Genomic DNA, 18,640 nt, shown 5'->3' on the forward strand with positions numbered 1-18,640 from the left:
GACCGCACCCGCCCGCGCACCCACGCGGTGACCCGGCGCAACCCGCCGATCGGGTACCCCGGGCCGGACGGTCACTGGTCGCTGGTGACCACCGAACAGAGCGCCCTCCGCCGGCGTTCTACCCGGTCTCGGCGAGCCGGCGCCGGAACTCGGCGGCGGCGGCGTGCGGGTCGGCGGCCTCGGTGATGGCCCGGACCACGACCACCCGCCGGGCGCCGGCCGCTATCACCTGGTCGAGGTTGCCGAGGTCGATGCCACCGATGGCGAACCACGGCCGCGCGGTGCCCAGCGCCGCGGCGTGCTCGACGATCGGGAGTCCGGCCGCCGAGCGGCCCGGCTTGGTGGGGGTGGCCCACACGGGACCGACGCAGTAGTAGTCGACTCCCGGCTGCGCGGCGGACGCCGCGGCGAGGGCGGGGGTGTCGTTGGACCGGCCGATCAGCGGCTCGTCGCCGATGATCGCGCGGGCGTGGGGCACCGGCAGGTCGTTCTGGCCGAGGTGCAGCACGTCGGCCCGCGCCGCCCGGGCGATGTCGGCGCGGTCGTTGACGGCGAACAGCGCGCCGTGCCGGCGGCACGCGGCGCGCACGACCTCCAGCGCGGCCAGCTCCTGCCGGGCCTCCAGGCTCTTGTCCCGTAGCTGGACGACGTCCACGCCCCCGGAGAGCGCGGCGTCGAGGAAGTCGGCGAGGTCGCCCCGCTCGCTGCGGGCGTCGGTGCACAGGTAGAGGCGGGCGGCGGCCAGGCGGTCCCGGAGATCCGTAGCGCTCACGTCGGCCAGCGTAACGCCCGGCGTGGCCGGCCGGGCGGCCGGGACCGGCCGGGCCGTCGCGCGGCGGGGTCAGCCCGCCGCCGCGTCGGCCGGGTCGTCGCGGGTCTCCTCCGCCAGGGACGCGAGGACCGCGTCGAGCAGCCCCGGGAACCGGGCGTCCAGGTCGGCGCGGCGGAGCCGGATCCAGCGGCTGCGGCCGTCGATGCGGGTCCGGGTGACACCGGCCTCGCGGAGCACGCGGAAGTGGTGGGAGAGCGTCGACTTGTGCACCGGCACGTCCCACGCCTCCACCCCGCAGGTGCGCTCGGCGCCGTCGGCCATCTGGGCGACCAGGCGCAGCCGCACGGGGTCCGAGAGGGCGGCCAGGACCTGGGGGAGCCGCATCTCCTCCGGTGCGGGCTGGAAGAGGTGGTTCATGGGATCAGGACACCCTCCCGCCGATTGTTTGACAAACATCAAACTACCGTGTGATGCTCTCGCTTTGTTTGATGGTAGCCAAACAAAGGAAGTCCTGTGACCGCCTCCACCACCGGCCTCCCGCCATCGGCCACGGCCGCGCCCGGCCGGCCGGAACGCTTCTCCGTCGTCCGGCTGCTCCCGCTCGCCGTGGGCTCCTTCGCCGTCGGCACCGCGATGTTCGTCACCTCCGGCGTGCTCCCCGGCATCGCCGCGGACGTCGGGGTCAGCGTCACCGCCGCCGGGCAGATGCTCACGGTGTTCGCGCTGTGCTACGCGGTGCTGTCCCCCGTACTGGCCGCGGTCACCGGACGGCTGGACCGGCGCACGGTGCTGGTGGCCGCGCTGGTGGTCTTCGCGATCGGCAACGCGGTGTCGGCACTGACCCCCAACTATCCCGTGCTGCTGTTATCGCGGGGCCTCGCCGCCGCCGGGGCGGCGATGTACTCGCCCAACGCCAGCGCCATGGCCGGCGTCCTCAGCCCGGCCGCCTACCAGGGGCGCGCCATGGCGGTGGTCGTGGGCGGCATGACCGCCTCCACCGCACTCGGCGTCCCCCTCGGGACCTGGCTGGGCACGACGCTGGGCTGGCGCGCATCGCTGTGGCTGGTCGCCGGGCTCGCCGTGGCCGCGGTGGTGGCGCTGCTGCGGATGCCGCGCGGGGTGCGGCTGCCCGCCGTCGGGCTGGCGGCCCGGCTGCGTCCCCTGGGGAACCGGCGGCTGCTGCTGGTCGCGGCGCAGACCCTGTTCCTCCTGTGGGGCTGCTTCACGGTCTTCAGTTACGTGGGCGCGGTGTTCGGCCCGGCCGCCGGCGGCGCCGGTGCGATGACCGCGCTGCTGTGGGTCTGGGGGCTCATGGCCGTGGCCGGGAACGTGGTCTCCGGGCGGCTCGCCGACGCACGCGGCCCGCGATCGGTGGTGCTGGTGGCGGCGCCGCTGCTGGTCGTCCTCACGCTCGCGCTGCAGGCCGCGACCACGGCCATGCCCGCCGCGGTGGTGTGGATGATGCTGTTCGGTGCGGTCTCCTGGCTGGTGACCGTGCCGCAGCAGCAACGCGCCGTCGCGGTCGACCCCGGCTCGGCCGCCGTGCTGCTCGGCCTGAACAGCGCCGCCCTGTACGCCGGGATATCACTCGGCGGTGTCACCGGCGGCGCGGCGCTGACCTGGCTGGACGCGTCCCAGCTGGGCTATCCCGCCGCCGCGGTGCTGCTCGTCGGCCTGCTGCTGGTGCTCGTCGACCGGCGTCCGCCGCGCTGACGCCCGGCCGCGCGGGCGCCGCGCCCGGTCCGGGCACGCCGTCCGCGCGGCGGGGTCCGTCTCGTCCGCCCTCCACCGCCGGCCGGGGCCGGGAGCTAGAGCGCCATCGCCTGGGCGCGGCGGCGCACCTCGGTGCCCCGGTTGGCCATGATGGCTTCGATCGGGGCGCCCGGCAGGGTGTCGTCCGACGTGAACAGCCAGCGCAGCGCCTCGTCGGTGGTGAACCCGCAGTCGGCCAGCACCGTCAGCGTGCCCGGCAGCCCCTTGACCACGTCGCCGCCGGAGATGAAGGCCGCGGGGACCGAGACCTCCCCCGCGCGCGTGGCGCCGAGAAGCTTGTGGTCGCGGATGAACTGCTTCACGCGGTTCGGGCTGACTCCGAGCGCCTGGGCCGCCTCACGCAGGGTGAGCCACTCGCCGACAAGGGCGTCCGTGTCACGGTCGATCTGTGTCACGTCCGTCAATGTCCCACAAACCGGCTGATTCCAAACGCCGACCGGCTGGTTATCGCTGTGGGCGTAGCGCACACCCCCGCCCTGGCCCGCCGGGCGGCCGGGATCTACCATGGACCGCAGCGACGTCCCCGCGGGAGCCGGGTAGGGACCCGGCTGAGAGGGAGGCTGGCAGCCTCCGACCGCACGAACCTGATCCGGGTCATACCGGCGAAGGGAGTGGAGCTGGCATCGTGCCGTCCCCATCAAACCACGCCACGCCCGCGAACACCGCCGAATCCGACGTCATCGTCGTCGGCGCCGGACTGATCGGGATGGTCACGGCGTGGCGGGCCGCCCGCCGCGGCCTGCGTGTCACCGTGGTCGGGCCCGAGCACCGGAACGCCGCGTCCGTGGTGGCGGCCGGGATGCTGACGCCCGCCACCGAGGCCGGCTACGGCGAGGACCGGCTCACCCGCTTCGGCCTCGCCGCCCGGGAGCGCTACCCCGGCTTCGTCGCGGAGCTGACCGCCGACAGCGGCCTGGACCCCGGCTACCGCACCGGCGGCACCTTGCAGGTGGCCTTCGACACCGACGACCTCGCCCGGCTGGCCGACCTCGGCGACCTGCGGGCCCGGCTCGGCATCGCCACCCGCCGCCTCACCGGCCGGGAGTGCCGGCGGCTGGAGCCCATGCTCGCGCCCTCGGTGCGCGGCGGGTTCCTGGCGCCCGACGACCACTCGGTGGACCCGCGCCGGCTGCTGGCGGCGCTGCGCGCGGCGGCCGTCCGGCGCGGCGTCACCCTGGTGCCCGCCCGGGTCACCGCCGTCGAGTGCGCCGGAGGCGCGGCACGCGGCGTCCGGCTGGCGCGCCCGGCCGGCACCGGCGCCGCTGCACCCTCCGAACTGTCGGCGCCACAGGTGGTGCTCGCCGCCGGGGCGTGGAGCGGCTCCATCGGCGGAATCCCCGAGGACGTGCTGCCCGAGCTGCGGCCCGTCAAGGGCCAGCTGCTGCGGCTGCGCACGCCCGCCGGGGAGCCTCCGATCGTCTCGCGGACCGTCCGCGGCCTGGTCCGCGGCGGGCCCGTCTACCTGGTGCCCCGCGACGACGGCGAGATCGTGCTCGGCGCCACCCAGGAGGAGGCCGGCCACGACACCCGGCTCACGGTCGGCGGCGTCTGGGAGCTGCTGCGCGACGCGCACGAGCTCGTGCCCGGCGTCAGCGAGCTGGAGATCGCGGAGACCTGCGTCGGCCTGCGCCCCGGCTCCCCCGATAACGAACCCCTGCTCGGGCCGACCCACGTGCCGGGGCTGCAGCTGGCCGTCGGCCACTTCCGGCACGGCGTGCTGTTCACCCCCGTCACCGGCGACGCCATGGCGGCGGCGCTCGCCGACGGCGAGCTGCCCGACGTCGCCCGCCCGTTCGCCGCCACCCGCCGGACGGCGCGCAGCGCCGCCTGACCCGGCCCGCGGGCGGCGGCACCCGCACCGCAAGGAAGGTGAGGAACCCGTGCACGTGATCATCAACGGCGAGCCGCGCGAGGTCGCGCCGGCCAGCACCGTCGCGGACGTGGTGCGCTCGCTGACCGATGCGACCAGCGGCGTCGCGGTGGCCGTCAACGACCAGGTGGTGCCGCGCACCGGCTGGGCCGACACCGCCGTGGCGCCCGGCGACCGGGTGGACGTGCTCACGGCCGTGCAGGGGGGCTGACGCGGTGGCGCCGTCCGCCGTCCACGCGCCACGGCGGCCGGGGCCCGGCCGTGCCCGGCGCAACATCCGTTTCCTCCCCCGCCGGCAGGCGGGGACGACCGCGGAGGAGAGCTGAATGACCGTCGAACCCACCACCGCGCCCACCGAACCGCGCGCCGCGGACGACCCGCTCGTCATCGCCGGGCAGAGCTTCGCCTCGCGGCTGATCATGGGGACCGGCGGCGCGCCGTCGCTGCACATCCTGGAGGAGGCGCTGGCCGCGTCGGGCACCGAGCTGACCACCGTGGCGATGCGCCGGGTCGACCCGGCCGCGCGCGGCTCGGTGTGGGACGTGCTGCGCCGCCACGGAATCCGGCCACTGCCCAACACCGCCGGCTGCTTCACCGCCGCCGACGCCCTGCGCACCGCCCGGCTGGCCCGGGAGGCACTGGAGACGAACTGGATCAAGCTGGAGGTGGTGGCCGACGAGCGCACCCTGCTGCCGGACCCGGTGGAGCTGCTGGACGCGGCCGAGCGCCTCGTCGACGAGGGCTTCGTGGTGCTGCCCTACACCAACGACGACCCGGTGCTGGCCCGCCGCCTGGAGCAGGTGGGATGCGCCGCGGTGATGCCGCTCGGCGCGCCGATCGGGTCCGGTCTGGGAATCCGCAACCCGCACAACATCGAGCTGATCGTCGAGCAGGCCGGGGTCCCGGTGGTCCTGGACGCCGGTATCGGCACCGCGAGCGAGGCGGCGCTGGCCATGGAGCTGGGCTGCGACGCGGTGCTGCTCGCCACCTCGGTGACCCGCGCCCGGGAGCCCGCGCTGATGGCGGCGGCCATGCGCGACGCGGTCGCCGCGGGCCGGCGGGCGCGCCGGGCCGGCCGGATCCCGGTCCGCCGGTACGCCGAGGCGTCCTCACCGCAGCCGGACCGGCCGGCGCGGTGACGCCGCACCGGCCGGGGGAACGTGCCGGAACGTCACATCCGCGTGACCACGAGCAACTGCTTTTACCCCGTTCCGGTAACGGGAAAACCATCGGCCCGTCGCACTTTGCCCGGCTACCCGTAAACTCGCCTCCGTGGACATGACGACTGCGGACCCGCTTGTCGGCGCGACCCTCGATCAGCGTTACTACGTCGAGTCGCGACTGGCCGGTGGCGGCATGGCGACCGTCTATGTCGCCCATGACCTTCGGCTCGACCGGCGGGTGGCCCTGAAGGTCATGCACCCCTCCCTGGCGCAGGACCCCCAGTTCGTGCGCCGCTTCATCAACGAGGCGCACGCGGTGGCCAAGCTGTCCCACCCCAACGTCGTGCAGGTCTATGACCAGGGGACCGACCAGGGCCACGTGTACCTCGCCATGGAGTACGTCCCCGGCCGCGCGCTGCGCGACCTGCTGAACCTGCGGGGCCGCCTGGCCCCGCACGACGCGCTGCGGATCATGGCTCCCGTGCTCGCCGGCCTCGGCGCCGCCCACCAGGCGGGCATGGTGCACCGGGACGTCAAGCCCGAGAACGTGCTGCTCACCCGGGACGGCCAGGTCAAGGTCGTGGACTTCGGCCTGGCCCGGGTGGTCGAGGCGGCGCAGGAGGGGCTGACCAAGACGGGCACGCTCATGGGCACCGCCGCCTACCTGGCGCCCGAGCAGATCGCGCAGAGCGTCTCCGACGCCCGCACGGACGTGTACGCGTGCGGCATCATGCTGTACGAGCTCCTCACCGGCGCGCAGCCGCACACCGGCGATTCCGCCATCGCGGTCGCCTACCAGCACGTCAACCAGGACGTGCCGCCTCCGTCGCGGACGGTCGAGGGCATCCCGCCCGAGGTCGACGCGCTGGTCGCCCGCGCCACCGAGCGGGACCCGCGCTACCGGCCGGCGGACGCCGGGCGGTTCCTCGCCGCGGTGCTGGACGTCTACCCGAACCTGGCGGGCGCCGGCCCGCACCCTCCCGCGGGTTTCGCCGCGGGCGCCCCCGGCGCGCTGCCGCCCGCCGCGACGGCCGCCGGGCCGTCCGGCTCCGAGGACGACTCCAACAGCACGCTCGTGGTGGAACTGCCCGACGTGCCCGACGACGACTACGAGGACGAGCGCCCCGGCCGGCGCCGGGACCTGCGCTACCCGCTGCTCGCGGCCGCCGCTCTGCTCGTGGTGCTGCTGGCCGGGTTCGGCTGGTGGATGGGGTTCGGCCGCTACGAGCAGGTGCCGGAACTCGTCGGGATGAGCCAGGAGCAGGCCGAGCAGGAGCTGTCGGCGCAGGGCCTGCGGATCTCGGTGGCCGACGAGGGCGTGTACAGCGACGACGCGGACGAGGGCACCGTCGCCGAGAGCACTCCGGCGGCCTCCGAGCGGGCGCTGCCGGGCGACACCGTCACGGTGGCGCTCTCGCTGGGCCCGCAGACGGTCCCGATGCCCGAGGTGGTGGGGCTCCCCGTCTCCGAGGCCCGCCAGCGGCTCCGGGAGGCCGGCTTCGAGGAGGTCAACGAGGAGCAGCAGTCCTCCCAGGAGCATCCGGCCGGCACGGTTCTGTCCTCCGACCCTGAGCCGGGCCAGGACGCCGACCGCGCGGCCGGGGTGACCCTGGCCGTCAGCGAGGGCTTCGACATGCCCGACGTGACCGGGATGAACCGGGAGGACGCCCGCGCCCAGCTCGAGTCCAGCGGCCTGCGCGTCTCCGTCACCGAGCAGGCCAGCGACAGCGTCCCTCGGGACCAGGTCATCTCGACGGACCCGGAGGCCGGATCCGCCGTGGCCAACGGCCATGAGGTGACGATGACCGTGTCGACCGGGCCCGAGCAGGTGGAGATCCCCGACGTCACCGGCTGGCGGGTGAACGACGCCCGCAAGGAGCTGGAGGAGCTCGGCTTCGAGGTCGAGGTGCACCAGATCATGGGCAACCGGGTCGCCGCCTACAGCCCCACCGGCCGCGCCGAGGAGGGCGCCACCATCGAGCTGTGGACCAGCCCGTTCGGCAACGGCGGGCCGGGCCGCGGCGACCGGGACGACCGTGACGAGGACTAGGGTCGCCGGGAATCCCGTCAATGGTGCGCCGACCGGGATCTGATCGGTGGCACAGCGGCGCGGTTCCCCGGACACCGGCGCCGCCTCCGGTACCTGGATCAACGGCCGAGGAGATTCCACGCACCGGAGGCTCTGCCGGGAGGTCGAGGTCGGCTCCACCAGGATCCGCACCGACGAGGCGCGCGGTTCCGCGGCGCTCCGCCCGCACGGGCGGGAGCAGAGCGACGATCCAACGGACCGGCTGGCCGGCCGTGGACGTGAACGCCGCAGGGGTGCCCGCCCATCCGTCTTCGGTCCGGCCGGCCATGGCGATCGGCGAGCGGGGGTGCGGGACCAGCGGCTCGAACGCGGCCGGGCGGTGGCGGCCCGGCCCAACAAGGCCCACGACAACACCGGCCGGGCGACCGCCCTAGCGCGCCGCCGCCCACGACCACACGCGCCTGGCTTGCTCTGAAATCCTGGACGACGGGAAGGCACCGGCCCGCCGCGCCACGGCCTGGTTCGCCGGCCACGGAATCGGCGTCAAGCGGGCGCTGACCGGCAACGCCTGGGCGTACGCCAAGGCCACCAAGCGTTCGGCCTGCTCCGAGCCGGGCGTCTCGCCCCGGTGGAGGCGTCCCTGGCGGCCCCAGGCCAACGGCAAGGCCGAACGCATCCACCACACCGCTGGAGGAATGGGGCGCACGCCCACCCGCACGGCTCAGCGGCCGACCGTCTAGCCGCCCACCCGGCCTCCCTGGACCGGCACAACGACCACAGACCCCACACCGGAATCGGCGGCCACGCACCGCCGAGCGTGTTCCCGGCCACTCCGAGCACCACGACTGGACACCGGCGGGCGCCGGACCGCGCGCAGCACGTTGCCGCCCGGCCACCATCCTCGGGATGGTGGCCGGGCGGCAACACTCCGACGCCGTTCCCCTCCCCGCCACGCGGCTTCCCGTTCCGGGTGGCGTGCACGGCGCCGGGGTCCTCCCCCCTCTCGGTCCCGGCCACGGCCGGAACCGATCGCTTCCGCCGACGAGACTGTCGGCCGGCCGCTGAGAACAACCCTAGGCTCTGCAGAGAGGCTGGAACGCCGTACGGCGCCGCCGATCGGCGGGCGGCGCGGAGGCGTCGCCACGCGGGGCCGGGCGGCCGACCAACGGTCGTTCCGGTACGACGAGCGGTCGTCCGGCTCGGTGGGCGGCTCCGCCGGGCCGCGCGATCCGGGCCGCGCGTCGCGGTTCCCCGGCCGGGCGGTGTGGCGCGCCAGCGCCGCGCCCCGCGCCACGTAACGTAGCCGTCGACCACGACCCGCGATCCCGCGAGCGGACGTGGCCGGGAGGTTCTCATGTTCGGAACACGGGCGCTGGCGGCGGCCGGGACCACGGTGGCCGCGCTGCTGGGCGCCGCGGGCCCGGCCGGGGCCGTCGACGACGTCGGGGGGACCGCGATCCTCAACGACCTGGACCTGGTCGAGGACCTGAACATCAGCATCCCCGTCTGCCTGGTGATCCCCGTCCACATCGCATTCGACTCCCTCTCCCGGCCGGACCGGCTCTTGGAGGAGTGCGTCCGCAGCGGGGTGACCGAGTTCTAGCCGAGTGGTTCCTCAGGGTGGCGGGTGTCGGGAACCGAGGCTCCGGCGCCTCGAGGAGCCAGGGGTGGCCGACGAGCGGTTCGCCGTGGATGGCCCGAACGGGACCGGCCGCCCGGCTCCTCCGGGTTCTCCGGGCGCGGCACCGGCGACCTGCACCGGCCCGAGCGCTCCGGCCGCAGGTCGCGCAGGGTTTGCATACCTGTCCGCTGTTTTGTGGTCAGTGCTCGTAGGCGATCCGGAGCGCGGACCGGGAGCAGCCGGAGTCCCCGATAGCGGCGCGAGTGGGGGCGGCAGTGGCCATACGGGCCCATCCGGCCGTTCGGACGGGCGTTCCCCGGCGGTCCGGCAGCCTCCGGTGCGAGTGCGTCGTCACGACGTCCGGTGGGGCAGGTGCATCCGGGCCAGCATCGCGTCCACGCTCTCGGGCACCCGGCGGCCGGTGAGCCGCGAGACGAGCACCATCACCGCGAACACGAGCGGGACCAGCAGCAGGGTCGGCACCGAGAGCAGCCAGCCGGCCGGCGTCGCCGGATCGAGACCGGCCAGCGGCGCCGCCACTCCCGCGGCGACCCCGGCCAGCCCGGTCGCCATCCCAGCGGCGGCGCCCACGTCGGTGAGCCGCCGCCACCACACGCCGAGTAGCAGGACCGGCGCCACGGTCACCGCGCTGATCCGGAAGGCGAGCAGCACCATCGGGACCAGGTCCGCCTCGGCCAGCCGCGGCAACGCGAGGAGGCCGGCCAGCGGCACCCCCACCGCCATCAGCACCCCCAGCCGGAACATCCCCGACCCGCCACCGAGGACGCACTGCGAGATGGTGCCGCCCAGCGCGGTGGCGAGTCCGGCCGTCACGGTGATGACCGCCGCGGCGGCCCCGGCGGCGAGCAGGGTGACCAGTGCCTGGCCCAGCGCGCCGGGGGCGATCCGCTCCGGCAGGGCGAGGACCACCATGTCGCTGCCACCGGTCAGCAGCAGGTCGCCCGCGTACAGCCGTCCCAGCCCGGCGTAGATCAGCGGGAAGATCGAGAACACCATGATCAGCACCAGCGTCAGGACGACCATCCGCCGGGCCGCCCGCGCGCTGGGGGCGCCGTAGAGCCGCGCCACCATCTGGGGCAGCCCCACCACGCCGAGCGCGAGCGCCAGTTGCATCGAGTACAGGCTGAGCAGGGGCACGTCGGCCTCCATCGCCAGCCACTGCCGTCCTTCGAGCGGGGGCACCCCCTCCGCGTGCGGCACGGCCGTGCCCGCCTCGAAGGTGAGCGCGCTGCCGGCCGCGACGTGGTGGCCGCCGGCCGCGAGCCGGAGCTCCGCGCCGGCGGCCGGCCGTCCGTCGATGCGGCCGGTCACGGTCACCCGCGTCGCCTCGGGCAGCGTCAGCCGCTGGTCCTCGGTGACGCGCACGGTGGTGGTCTCGGCGAAGACCGGCACCCCGGTGTGCTCGACGTGCGGCCCGTCCTGCAGGTGCCACAGGACCAGCAGCACGACCGCCGGAACGGCGATCGCCACCAGCTTCACCCAGAAGAACGCCGCCTGGAAGCCGGTGTCGGAGCCGCTGAAGGCGCGCAGCACGATCACGAGCGTGACCGCCGTGACGCCGATCCAGCCGGCCTGCTCGGGCAGGCCGAGGAAGCGGTCGACGAGGACGCCGGCCGCCGCGTACTGCGCGAGCAGGTAGACCCAGCCGGTGAAGACCACGCAGGCGCTCACCATCCGGCGCACCCTGCGGTTGCGCAACCGCCACTCGGCGAAGTCGGAGGGGCTGTAGACCCCGGAGCGGCGCAGCGGTGCGGCGACGAACACGGCCAGCAGCACATAGCCGGCGCTCAGCGCGATGAACAGCCAGACCGACTGGAAGCCCTGGACGAGCAGCAGCCCGGCGAAGCCGAGGAAGGTGGCGGCGGAGGTGTACTCGCCTCCGGCCGCCGCCGCCGAGGTCAGCAGCGGGGTGGGGCGGGTGGCGGTGGTGAAGTCGGAGACGCCGCTGGAGCGGCCGAAGTAGCCGGCCACGACGAGCAGGCTCATCAGCAGCGCGGTCACCATGATCGCGCCGCCGACGAGGGGGATCACCGCCGGCCCTCGCCGCGGGTGGCCGGACGGCCCGGCCGGAGCCGCGCAACGACGTGGCGCCGGGGAGCCACGGGCGGCTCCGGGGCGCCTCCGGCGGCCGCGGCCCCCTCGTCCACCGCCCACTGTTCCAGTCGCTCCGCGCGGCTCACGTGCAGCACGAGGACCGCGGCCATCGACGGCGGCGCACCGAGGGTGACCACGATCCAGGCCAGCGGCGTGCCGGCGATCTCCAGGTCGTCGAGCCACGGGACGAGGGCGAACAGCGCGGGCAGCGTCATCATGGTGCCCAGGACGAACAGCGCGCAGGCGCCGCCGAGCGCGAACTGGCGGCGCAGCAGCGGCCTGGCGCCGACGCCGTGGGCGGCCGTCCCGCGCTCCGGCGGCGGTGGCAGACGGTGCTGCGCGGCCCGCGCGGCAAGGGCGCGCCGCGTGGCGGGCGAGGCGACCACCGTGCGGCGCGGGGGCTCGCCGGGAGGGCCGGGCCGGTCCGGCCGGCCGGTCACCGGCCGCCCCGTTCGCCCGCGAGCCGGTGCACGAGCTGGTCGCGCACCTCCCGGGTCTGCCGGCGGCTGACCAGCAGCAGTTCCTCCCCCACCTTGACCTTGGCCCGCGCGCCGTCCAGGTGCAGCTCCGAGACGTGCCGCGCCGCCACCAGGACACTGCGGTGGATGCGGACGAAGCCGTCCCCGGCCCAGTCGCGCTCCAGCGCGCCGAGCGTGCTGCGGATCAGGAAGCTGCCCTCGGCGGTGCGCAGCCGCACGTAGTCGCCGCGCGCCTCGACGTACCAGATGTCGGAACGTTCGATGAACCGGATGCGCCCGCCCAGCTCCACCGGGACGCGGGTGCGGTCGGCGCGTCCCGGCCGCAGCCGTACCAGGCGGTCGACGGTGTCGGCCAGCCGCTCCTCGCGCAGCGGCTTGAGGAGGTAGTCGACGGCGCGCAGTTCGAACGCGGTCAGCGCGAAGTCCTCGTGCGCGGTGACGAACACGACGGCCGGCGGCAGCGCGAGCGCCGAGATGAACCGTGCCAGGTCGATTCCACTCGGTCCGGGCATGTGGATGTCGAGGAACAGTGCGTCGACGGGGTCCTCCGCGGCGGCCCGGTCGCTGATGAGGCGCATGGCCGATGTGGCATCACCGGCGGTCACCACCTCCGCGACGCGCGGGTCGCGCTGGAGGAGGTAGCCCATCTCCTCAAGGGCGGGGAGCTCGTCGTCCACCGCGAGGACACGAAGCATGTCACCGAGGATGGCCGAGCCCTCCGGCGCCCGCAACCGTTTTGGCGTAATGCGACGGGATCGGTGGCCGTGGTGAGCGGATGCCCCGTTATCGCCCCGACCAGCGGGCCGTTCACCACCGCGGGGCCGCCGGGAATGGCCGATCCGGCACTCGACGCCCGGGTCAGCCGTCGGCTTTGGGGAGGAATTTCGGGAATCGGAGGTTGACCCGGGTTCCCGCGCCGGGGCCGGTTTCGATCACCAGCCCGTAGGCGTCACCGAACATGTTGCGCAGCCGTTCGTCGACGTTGGCGAGCCCGATACCGCTGGAGCCGTCGGCCTGCCCGGACAGGATGGCACGCAGCCGGTCCGGGTCCATCCCGATGCCGTCGTCCTCGACGCTGATGTGCGCCTCGGCGCCGGCGTCCCGGGCGGTGACGCTGACCTGCCCGGCCCCCGGCTTGCCCTCGATGCCGTGCCGGATCGCGTTCTCCACGAGCGGCTGCAGGCAGAGGAACGGCACCTTGACCGGCAGCACCTCGGGCGCGACCCGGACGGTCATCCGCAGCCGCTCGCCGAACCGGGCCCGCTCCAGGGCCAGGTAGCGGTCGATGGAGCGCAGTTCCTCCTCCAGGGTGGTGAGGTTGCGCGAACTGCGGAAGGAGTAGCGGGCGAAGTCGGCGAAGTCGAGGAGCAGCCCGCGGGCGCGCTCGGGGTCGGTCCGCACGAACGAGGCGATGGTGGTCAGGCAGTTGTACACGAAGTGCGGCGAGATCTGCAGCCGCAGCGCGCGGAGTTCGGCGTCGGCCAGCCGGGCGCGGCACCGGTCGAGTTCGGCGAGTTCCAGCTGCCCGGAGGCCCAGCCCGCGACCTCGGCGGTGGCCTCGGCCAGTGCGGCGGCACGGTCCGTCGCGAAGGCCAGCAGCGCGCCGGCCGGCCGGCCGTCCACCACCAGCGGCGCCACCGCGGCGACGCGCACCGCGCAGCCCGGGTCGTCGCAGCTCAGCCGCTCGTGCACGTGCGGCCGGCCACTGGCGAGAACCGGGCGGGCGAGCCGCAGGGCCTCGGTGGCGTGCGCGCCGCCCGCGCCGTTCCACGCGAGCAGTTCGCCGGTGTCCACGATCGCCACCGCGGGGCTGCCCAGCAAAGCCCGCAGGTGCCGCGCGGCACGGCGGGCCGACTCCCGGGTCAGCCCCTGGCGCAGCGCGGGGGCCGCCAGCGCCGCGGTGTGCAGGGTCGCGCGGGTGGCGTCCGCGGCCAGGACCCGCTGCCGCCGCCGGTGCAGCACGGTGCGGCGGACCAGCTCGCCGGCGCTGGCGAGCGCGACCAGGAGGCTGCCGATGGCGAGGTAGAGCATGCGCACAACGTATCCCCGGCGCGCCCCGGCCCGGCTAGCCGAGCGGCGGGCCGTCCCCGGGGCGCTCCTGGTAGGAGTAGCGCTGCTCGTTCCACGGGTCGCCGCGGTTGTGGTAGCCGCGTTCCTCCCAGAAACCGCGCCGGTCGGCGTCCAGGTACTCGATGGCGCGCACCCACTTCACGCTCTTCCACCCGTAGAGCCGCGGCACCACGAGACGGACCGGCCGGCCGTGCTCGGGGGTCAGCGGCACGCCACCGCGGTGCGTGGCGAAAAGGACGTCGGGCGCGAGGAAGTCGGCCATGGACAGGTTGGCGCTGTAGCCGTACTCGGCCCACACCATGACGTGACTGGCGGAGTCGGCGGGCGGCGCCATCGCGACGAGGGCGCTGGCCGGCACCCCCGACCAGCACACGTCCAGCAGGGTGACCCTGGTGACGCAGTGCAGGTCCGCGGTGATCTCGGCCGTCGGCAGGGCGGCGAACTCCGGCCACGTCCACCGGTACTCCCCGAGCGAGGCGGTCATCCCGTAGACGCGCAGGTCCCAGCGTTCCGGCCGGAACCTGGGAACCGGGCCGTAGTGCACCGCCGGCCAGCCTCGCGGCACGTGCTGCCCCGGCGGAAGTCGATGCTCGGGCAATCGGGGCTCCTTCGTGGCTGTACCGCCATCTTGCCAGGCCGTGGTGACGTTCCGTGGCGGGCCCCCGCACCCGGCGCCGACCTGGCGTTACCCGGACCGCGTTCACCCGGCGATGGGCGGATCATTGGCGGAAGCTGGGACTTCGGCGAACGGGGGTGCGCTATAGTCGCTGACATGCAGCGGAACTTCTGGCGCTTTTATGGCTACCGGCCCATGGGTGGGACGGTCGCCCGAATAGCGCTGCGCTGACACGGACGACTTCCCAAGAGCCCCGGGCCGCACGGCCCGGGGCTCTTTCGTTTGTCCGGCGGTTATCTCCAGTCATCTTCAGACGCGTTGAAGGACGGCGTACATGGTCATCGTGATGGATTCCGAAGCCACGCCCGACCACATCGACCACATCGTCGATGTGGTCACCACGGCGGGCGGGACGGCGTACGTAACCCGAGGTGTCAGCCGGACGATCATCGGGCTCGTCGGCGACGTCCAGCAGTTCGAGACCCTGGACCTGCGGGCCCTGCCGGGGGTGAGCGACGTGCTGCGCGTCTCCGTCCCGTACAAACTGGTCAGCCGGGAGAACCACGACAGCCGCACGGTGGTGCGCGTGGGGGGCGTGCCGATCGGCGGCGACCACATGACGCTGATCGCCGGCCCGTGCGCGGTGGAGACGCCCGAGCAGACGCTGGCCGCGGCCCGCATGGCGCGGGCGGCGGGGGCGGCGCTGCTGCGCGGCGGCGCCTACAAGCCGCGCACCTCGCCGTACGCCTTCCAGGGCCTGGGCGAGGCCGGGCTGCGGATCCTCGCCGACGTGCGCGCCGAGACGGGGCTGCCGATCGTCACCGAGGTGGTGGACCCGGCCGACGTGGAGCTGGTGGCGAGCTACGCCGACATGCTGCAGATCGGCACCCGCAACATGCAGAACTTCGCGCTGTTGCAGGCGGCCGGCGAGGCCGGCCGGCCGGTGATGCTCAAGCGCGGCATGAGCGCCACCATCGAGGAGTGGCTCATGGCCGCCGAGTACATCGCGCAGCGCGGCAACCTCGACATCGTGCTGTGCGAGCGCGGCATCCGGACCTTCGAGAAGGCGACGCGCAACACACTCGACCTCAGCGCGGTGCCGGTGGCGCAGGAGCTGTCGCACCTTCCGGTGATCGTGGACCCGTCGCACTCCGGTGGCAAGCGCGACCTGGTGCTGCCGCTGTCGCGCGCGGCCATCGCGGTGGGCGCCGACGGCATCATCGTGGATGTGCACCCGGAGCCGGAGAAGGCGCTGTGCGACGGCCCGCAGGCCCTGGTGTCCACGGACCTGGACCAGCTCGCGGACGCGGTGCGCACGCTGCCCGCGCTGGTGGGGCGCACGCTCACCCCGGCGCCGGAGCCGGCGGTGGCCGCGGTGTGAACCGCCGGCCCGGGTCGGCCGCGCGGGCCGGGTCCGGCCCGCAGCGGTGGGCCCGGGTCGCCGTCGCGGCCGCACCCGGCCGCGACGTAGGCCCGGGCGGGCTCAGGCCGCCGGGGCGCTGTCGCCGAGGAAGCTCGGCCGGTGCAGTTGCGCGCTGGCGGCCAGGTGCTCGGCCAGCTCCTCGACGTCCAGCCGCTTCTCGATCTGGCGCAGGTCCTCGATCTTGGCAGCGGTCTCCACCTGACGCGGGGTGAGCAGGGTGCAGCAGTCCTCGTCGGGCAGTTCGGAGATGTGCAGCGTGCCGATCCGCCGGGCCTCGGCCATGATCTCGGTCTTGTCCATGCCGATGAGCGGGCGCAGAATCGGCAGGTCGACGGCGTCGTCCAGCGCCGTGATGTTGGTCAGGGTCTGGCTGGACACCTGGCCGAGCGCGTCACCGGTGACGAGGGCGGCGCCGCCGAGGCGTTCGGCCAGCGCCTCGGCCGTCTTCAGCATCAGCCGGCGCTGGGCGACGATCTGCAGCCGCTCCACTCCGGAGTTCTTGAGCTGCTGCTGGGCCTTGCCGAACGGCACGACGAACAGCCGCGAGCCCACCTGGAAGCGGTCGAGCTGGCGGACCAGGCTGTAGGCCTTGTAGATGGACTCCGGGCCGGTGAACGGCATCCCGGAGAAGTGCAGGAAGTCGACCTTGAGCCCGCGCCGCATCATGCGGTGCGCGGCGACCGGCGAATCGATGCCGCCGGACATCAGCACCAGCGCGCGGCCGCTCATGCCGACGGGAAGCCCGCCCTGGCCGGGGATGCCGTCGGTGAAGACGAACACCTCGTCCTTGTCCACCTCGACGAACACGGTGTTGTCGGGGTGCTTGAGCTTGACGGGGAGGCCGTGCGCCTCCTGGATCTCGGCGCCGAGGTGGCGGGCGAGCTCCGAGGAGGTCATCGGGAACCGCTTGTCGCGGCGCCGGGCCCGCACGGCGAAGGTGCCGGTGCGCTCGGCCATCGACCGCACGGCGACGTCGGTGACGGCGTCGACGTCCTTGGCCACCCGGCGCACCAGGTGGATCCAGACGATGCCCATCACGTTGCGCATGCGCTCGGCGAGTTCGGCGACCTGCAGGTCGGAACCCCCCGGAACCCGGATGACGATGACGCCCTTGCGCTGGGAGATCCGGATCTCGCCCAGGCCGCGCGCCGCCGCCCGGATGTTGTTGTGCAGCCGGCGCTCGAACAGCTGCCGGTTGCTGCCCTTGAGCACGATCTCGCCGAGCTTCATCAGGACGCAGAGCTCGCCCAGTCCGTCCTGGACGCCGGACCGCGCGGCGGTGTCGACCGCACGGACTTCGGCCGCCGCTGAGTCGAGTGGCGCGGACATGACGGCACCTCCGGGGAGAGTCGCTAGGGGGTGTCCCGGCCGGACCGGCGCGGGACCGTGACGTGTGTTCGTTTCCAGTATCGAACACCCGCGCAACCGGATCGGCCACGGCCGGCCCGGCGCACGGGCGCCCCCGCCCGGATGTCCGGGCGGGGGCGCCGCGGCCGCGGGGCGGCTAGCCGAAGAAGACCTCGGCCTCCTGGTAGCGCTCGACCGGGACGGTCTTGAGCTTGTCGGTGGCGGCCGACAGGTCGACCCGCACGATGTCGGTGCCCTGCAGGGCGACCATCTTGCCGAAGTCCTTGTCGTGGACGGCCTCGATGGCGTGCACGCCCAGGCGGGTGGCGAGCACCCGGTCGAAGGCCGACGGCGTGCCGCCGCGCTGCACGTGCCCCAGCACGACCGAGCGGGCCTCCTTGCCGGTACGCGACTCGATCTCCTCGGCGAGGCGCTGGCCGATGCCGCCGAGCCGGACGTGGCCGAAGGCGTCGCGCTCACCGGTGGCCAGCTCCATCTGGCCCTCCTTGGGGTGCGCCCCCTCGGCGACCACGATGATGGGCGCGTAGCGGGTCTTGAACCGGCTCTCGACGTGCGCGACGACCTCGTCGATGTCGAACGGCCGCTCGGGGATGAGGATGACGTTCGCCCCGGCCGCCATGCCCGAGTGCAGCGCGATCCACCCGGCGTGCCGGCCCATGACCTCCACGATCAGCGCGCGGTGGTGGGACTCGGCGGTGGTGTGCAGGCGGTCGATCGCCTCGGTGGCGATGTTCACCGCCGTGTCGAACCCGAAGGTGTAGTCCGTGGCGTTGAGGTCGTTGTCGATGGTCTTGGGCACGCCCACGACCTTGACGTCGGCGTCGAAGAGCTTGCGGGCCACGCCGAGGGTGTCCTCGCCGCCGATGGCGACCAGGGCGTCCAGCCCGAGACCGGCCAGGTTGTCCTTGATGCGCTCGACGCCGCCCTCGATCTTGATCGGGTTGGTCCGCGACGACCCCAGGATGGTGCCGCCGCGCGGCAGAATGCCGCTGACCGCCGCGCGGTCCAGCGGCATGGTGTCGCCCTCCAGCGGGCCGCGCCAGCCGTCCCGGAAGCCGACGAACTCGTACCCGTAGTCCTTGATGCCCTTGCGCACCACCGCGCGGATGACCGCGTTCAGACCCGGGCAGTCGCCGCCGCCGGTCAGCACCCCGACTCGCATTGCGTGTACTCCTCGAAATTGTCGATGAACCAGCAACCACAGGTAACCGGAAGCCCAGTATCCCCCGCGCCCGGCCCACCAGCCGCCGGAGCACGGGGAGCCGCCACTGGTCCCCGCGGGCGCGCCTGGGCGCCGCCGCGGACCCTTGACCTCGTGGCGTGTCCCCGCCACCCTGGCGA

Annotated in this window: 17 protein-coding genes and 1 riboswitch; of the genes, 7 read left to right on the forward strand and 10 right to left on the reverse strand. The window is 74.2% G+C overall.

The window, feature by feature from the left end:
- Positions 1-118: 118 nt before the first annotated feature.
- Both thiE and ACFQRF_RS21680 read right to left on the reverse strand, forming a co-directional pair.
- Positions 119-772 carry a thiamine phosphate synthase gene (gene thiE, locus ACFQRF_RS21675; protein WP_379872983.1) on the reverse strand — a complete coding sequence of 218 codons (654 nt, stop codon included), beginning with the start codon at positions 770-772 and terminating at the stop codon, positions 119-121.
- 69 nt (positions 773-841) lie between these two features.
- Positions 842-1,189 carry an ArsR/SmtB family transcription factor gene (locus ACFQRF_RS21680; protein WP_379872984.1) on the reverse strand — a complete coding sequence of 116 codons (348 nt, stop codon included), beginning with the start codon at positions 1,187-1,189 and terminating at the stop codon, positions 842-844.
- 96 nt (positions 1,190-1,285) lie between these two features.
- Here ACFQRF_RS21680 and ACFQRF_RS21685 point away from each other — a divergent pair, with 96 nt between their 5' ends.
- A complete protein-coding gene (locus ACFQRF_RS21685) occupies positions 1,286-2,485 on the forward strand; it encodes an MFS transporter (protein ID WP_379872985.1) in 1,200 nt (399 codons plus the stop codon).
- A 95-nt stretch (positions 2,486-2,580) separates the two neighbouring features.
- Here the strand turns inward: ACFQRF_RS21685 and ACFQRF_RS21690 are convergent, their stop codons facing one another.
- Complete coding sequence (locus ACFQRF_RS21690; RefSeq protein ID WP_379872986.1) at positions 2,581-2,940, reverse strand: Rv2175c family DNA-binding protein; 360 nt, start codon at positions 2,938-2,940, stop codon at positions 2,581-2,583.
- A gap of 120 nt (positions 2,941-3,060) precedes the next feature.
- Positions 3,061-3,173, forward strand: a riboswitch (TPP riboswitch).
- Between the two features lie 78 nt (positions 3,174-3,251).
- Between ACFQRF_RS21690 and thiO the strand changes: the two genes are divergently transcribed.
- The 5 genes from thiO (at position 3,252) to ACFQRF_RS21715 (ending at position 9,210) form a co-directional block, all read left to right on the forward strand.
- Positions 3,252-4,376, forward strand: a complete 1,125-nt coding sequence (gene thiO / locus ACFQRF_RS21695; RefSeq protein WP_379873057.1) for a glycine oxidase ThiO — start codon at positions 3,252-3,254, stop codon at positions 4,374-4,376.
- Positions 4,377-4,425: 49 nt separating this feature from the next.
- Entirely contained in the window at positions 4,426-4,626 is a 201-nt protein-coding gene (gene thiS / locus ACFQRF_RS21700) for a sulfur carrier protein ThiS (RefSeq protein WP_379872987.1), read from the forward strand.
- A gap of 115 nt (positions 4,627-4,741) precedes the next feature.
- Positions 4,742-5,554 carry a thiazole synthase gene (locus tag ACFQRF_RS21705; protein ID WP_379872988.1) on the forward strand — a complete coding sequence of 271 codons (813 nt, stop codon included), beginning with the start codon at positions 4,742-4,744 and terminating at the stop codon, positions 5,552-5,554.
- A gap of 133 nt (positions 5,555-5,687) precedes the next feature.
- Complete coding sequence (gene pknB / locus ACFQRF_RS21710) at positions 5,688-7,628, forward strand: Stk1 family PASTA domain-containing Ser/Thr kinase (RefSeq protein WP_379872989.1); 1,941 nt, start codon at positions 5,688-5,690, stop codon at positions 7,626-7,628.
- Between the two features lie 1,333 nt (positions 7,629-8,961).
- Positions 8,962-9,210: a hypothetical protein gene (locus ACFQRF_RS21715; RefSeq protein ID WP_379872990.1), complete on the forward strand. Its 249-nt coding sequence runs from the start codon at positions 8,962-8,964 to the stop codon at positions 9,208-9,210.
- A 369-nt stretch (positions 9,211-9,579) separates the two neighbouring features.
- On the opposite strand, the gene ACFQRF_RS21720 is transcribed toward ACFQRF_RS21715, so the two are convergent.
- The 5 genes from ACFQRF_RS21720 to ACFQRF_RS21740 form a co-directional block, all read right to left on the reverse strand.
- Positions 9,580-11,280, reverse strand: a complete 1,701-nt coding sequence (locus ACFQRF_RS21720; protein WP_379872991.1) for a sodium:solute symporter family transporter — start codon at positions 11,278-11,280, stop codon at positions 9,580-9,582.
- Entirely contained in the window at positions 11,277-11,783 is a 507-nt protein-coding gene (locus ACFQRF_RS21725) for a hypothetical protein (RefSeq protein WP_379872992.1), read from the reverse strand. The genes ACFQRF_RS21720 and ACFQRF_RS21725 overlap by 4 nt, the downstream gene beginning before the upstream one ends.
- Entirely contained in the window at positions 11,780-12,517 is a 738-nt protein-coding gene (locus ACFQRF_RS21730; RefSeq protein WP_379872993.1) for a LytR/AlgR family response regulator transcription factor, read from the reverse strand. The genes ACFQRF_RS21725 and ACFQRF_RS21730 overlap by 4 nt, the downstream gene beginning before the upstream one ends.
- Positions 12,518-12,680: 163 nt before the next feature.
- Entirely contained in the window at positions 12,681-13,853 is a 1,173-nt protein-coding gene (locus ACFQRF_RS21735; RefSeq protein WP_379872994.1) for a sensor histidine kinase, read from the reverse strand.
- 34 nt (positions 13,854-13,887) lie between these two features.
- Positions 13,888-14,490, reverse strand: coding sequence for a sulfite oxidase-like oxidoreductase (locus ACFQRF_RS21740; protein WP_379872995.1), 603 nt, complete (start codon positions 14,488-14,490; stop codon positions 13,888-13,890).
- A 352-nt stretch (positions 14,491-14,842) separates the two neighbouring features.
- Between ACFQRF_RS21740 and aroF the strand changes: the two genes are divergently transcribed.
- On the forward strand, positions 14,843-15,889 hold the full coding sequence (gene aroF / locus ACFQRF_RS21745; protein ID WP_379872996.1) for a 3-deoxy-7-phosphoheptulonate synthase: 1,047 nt from the start codon (positions 14,843-14,845) through the stop codon (positions 15,887-15,889).
- A gap of 102 nt (positions 15,890-15,991) precedes the next feature.
- Here the strand turns inward: aroF and thiI are convergent, their stop codons facing one another.
- Together thiI and ACFQRF_RS21755 are read right to left on the reverse strand one after the other, a co-directional pair.
- The gene (thiI, locus tag ACFQRF_RS21750) at positions 15,992-17,260 is read right to left on the reverse strand and encodes a tRNA uracil 4-sulfurtransferase ThiI (protein ID WP_379872997.1); all 1,269 of its coding nucleotides are present in this window, start codon (positions 17,258-17,260) and stop codon (positions 15,992-15,994) included.
- Positions 17,261-17,435: 175 nt separating this feature from the next.
- Positions 17,436-18,461: a 6-phosphofructokinase gene (locus ACFQRF_RS21755; RefSeq protein ID WP_379872998.1), complete on the reverse strand. Its 1,026-nt coding sequence runs from the start codon at positions 18,459-18,461 to the stop codon at positions 17,436-17,438.
- Positions 18,462-18,640 lie beyond the last annotated feature (179 nt).

This window comes from Marinactinospora rubrisoli, from assembly GCF_042664915.1.
GTDB classification, from domain to species: Bacteria; Actinomycetota; Actinomycetes; order Streptosporangiales; family Streptosporangiaceae; genus Marinitenerispora; species Marinitenerispora rubrisoli.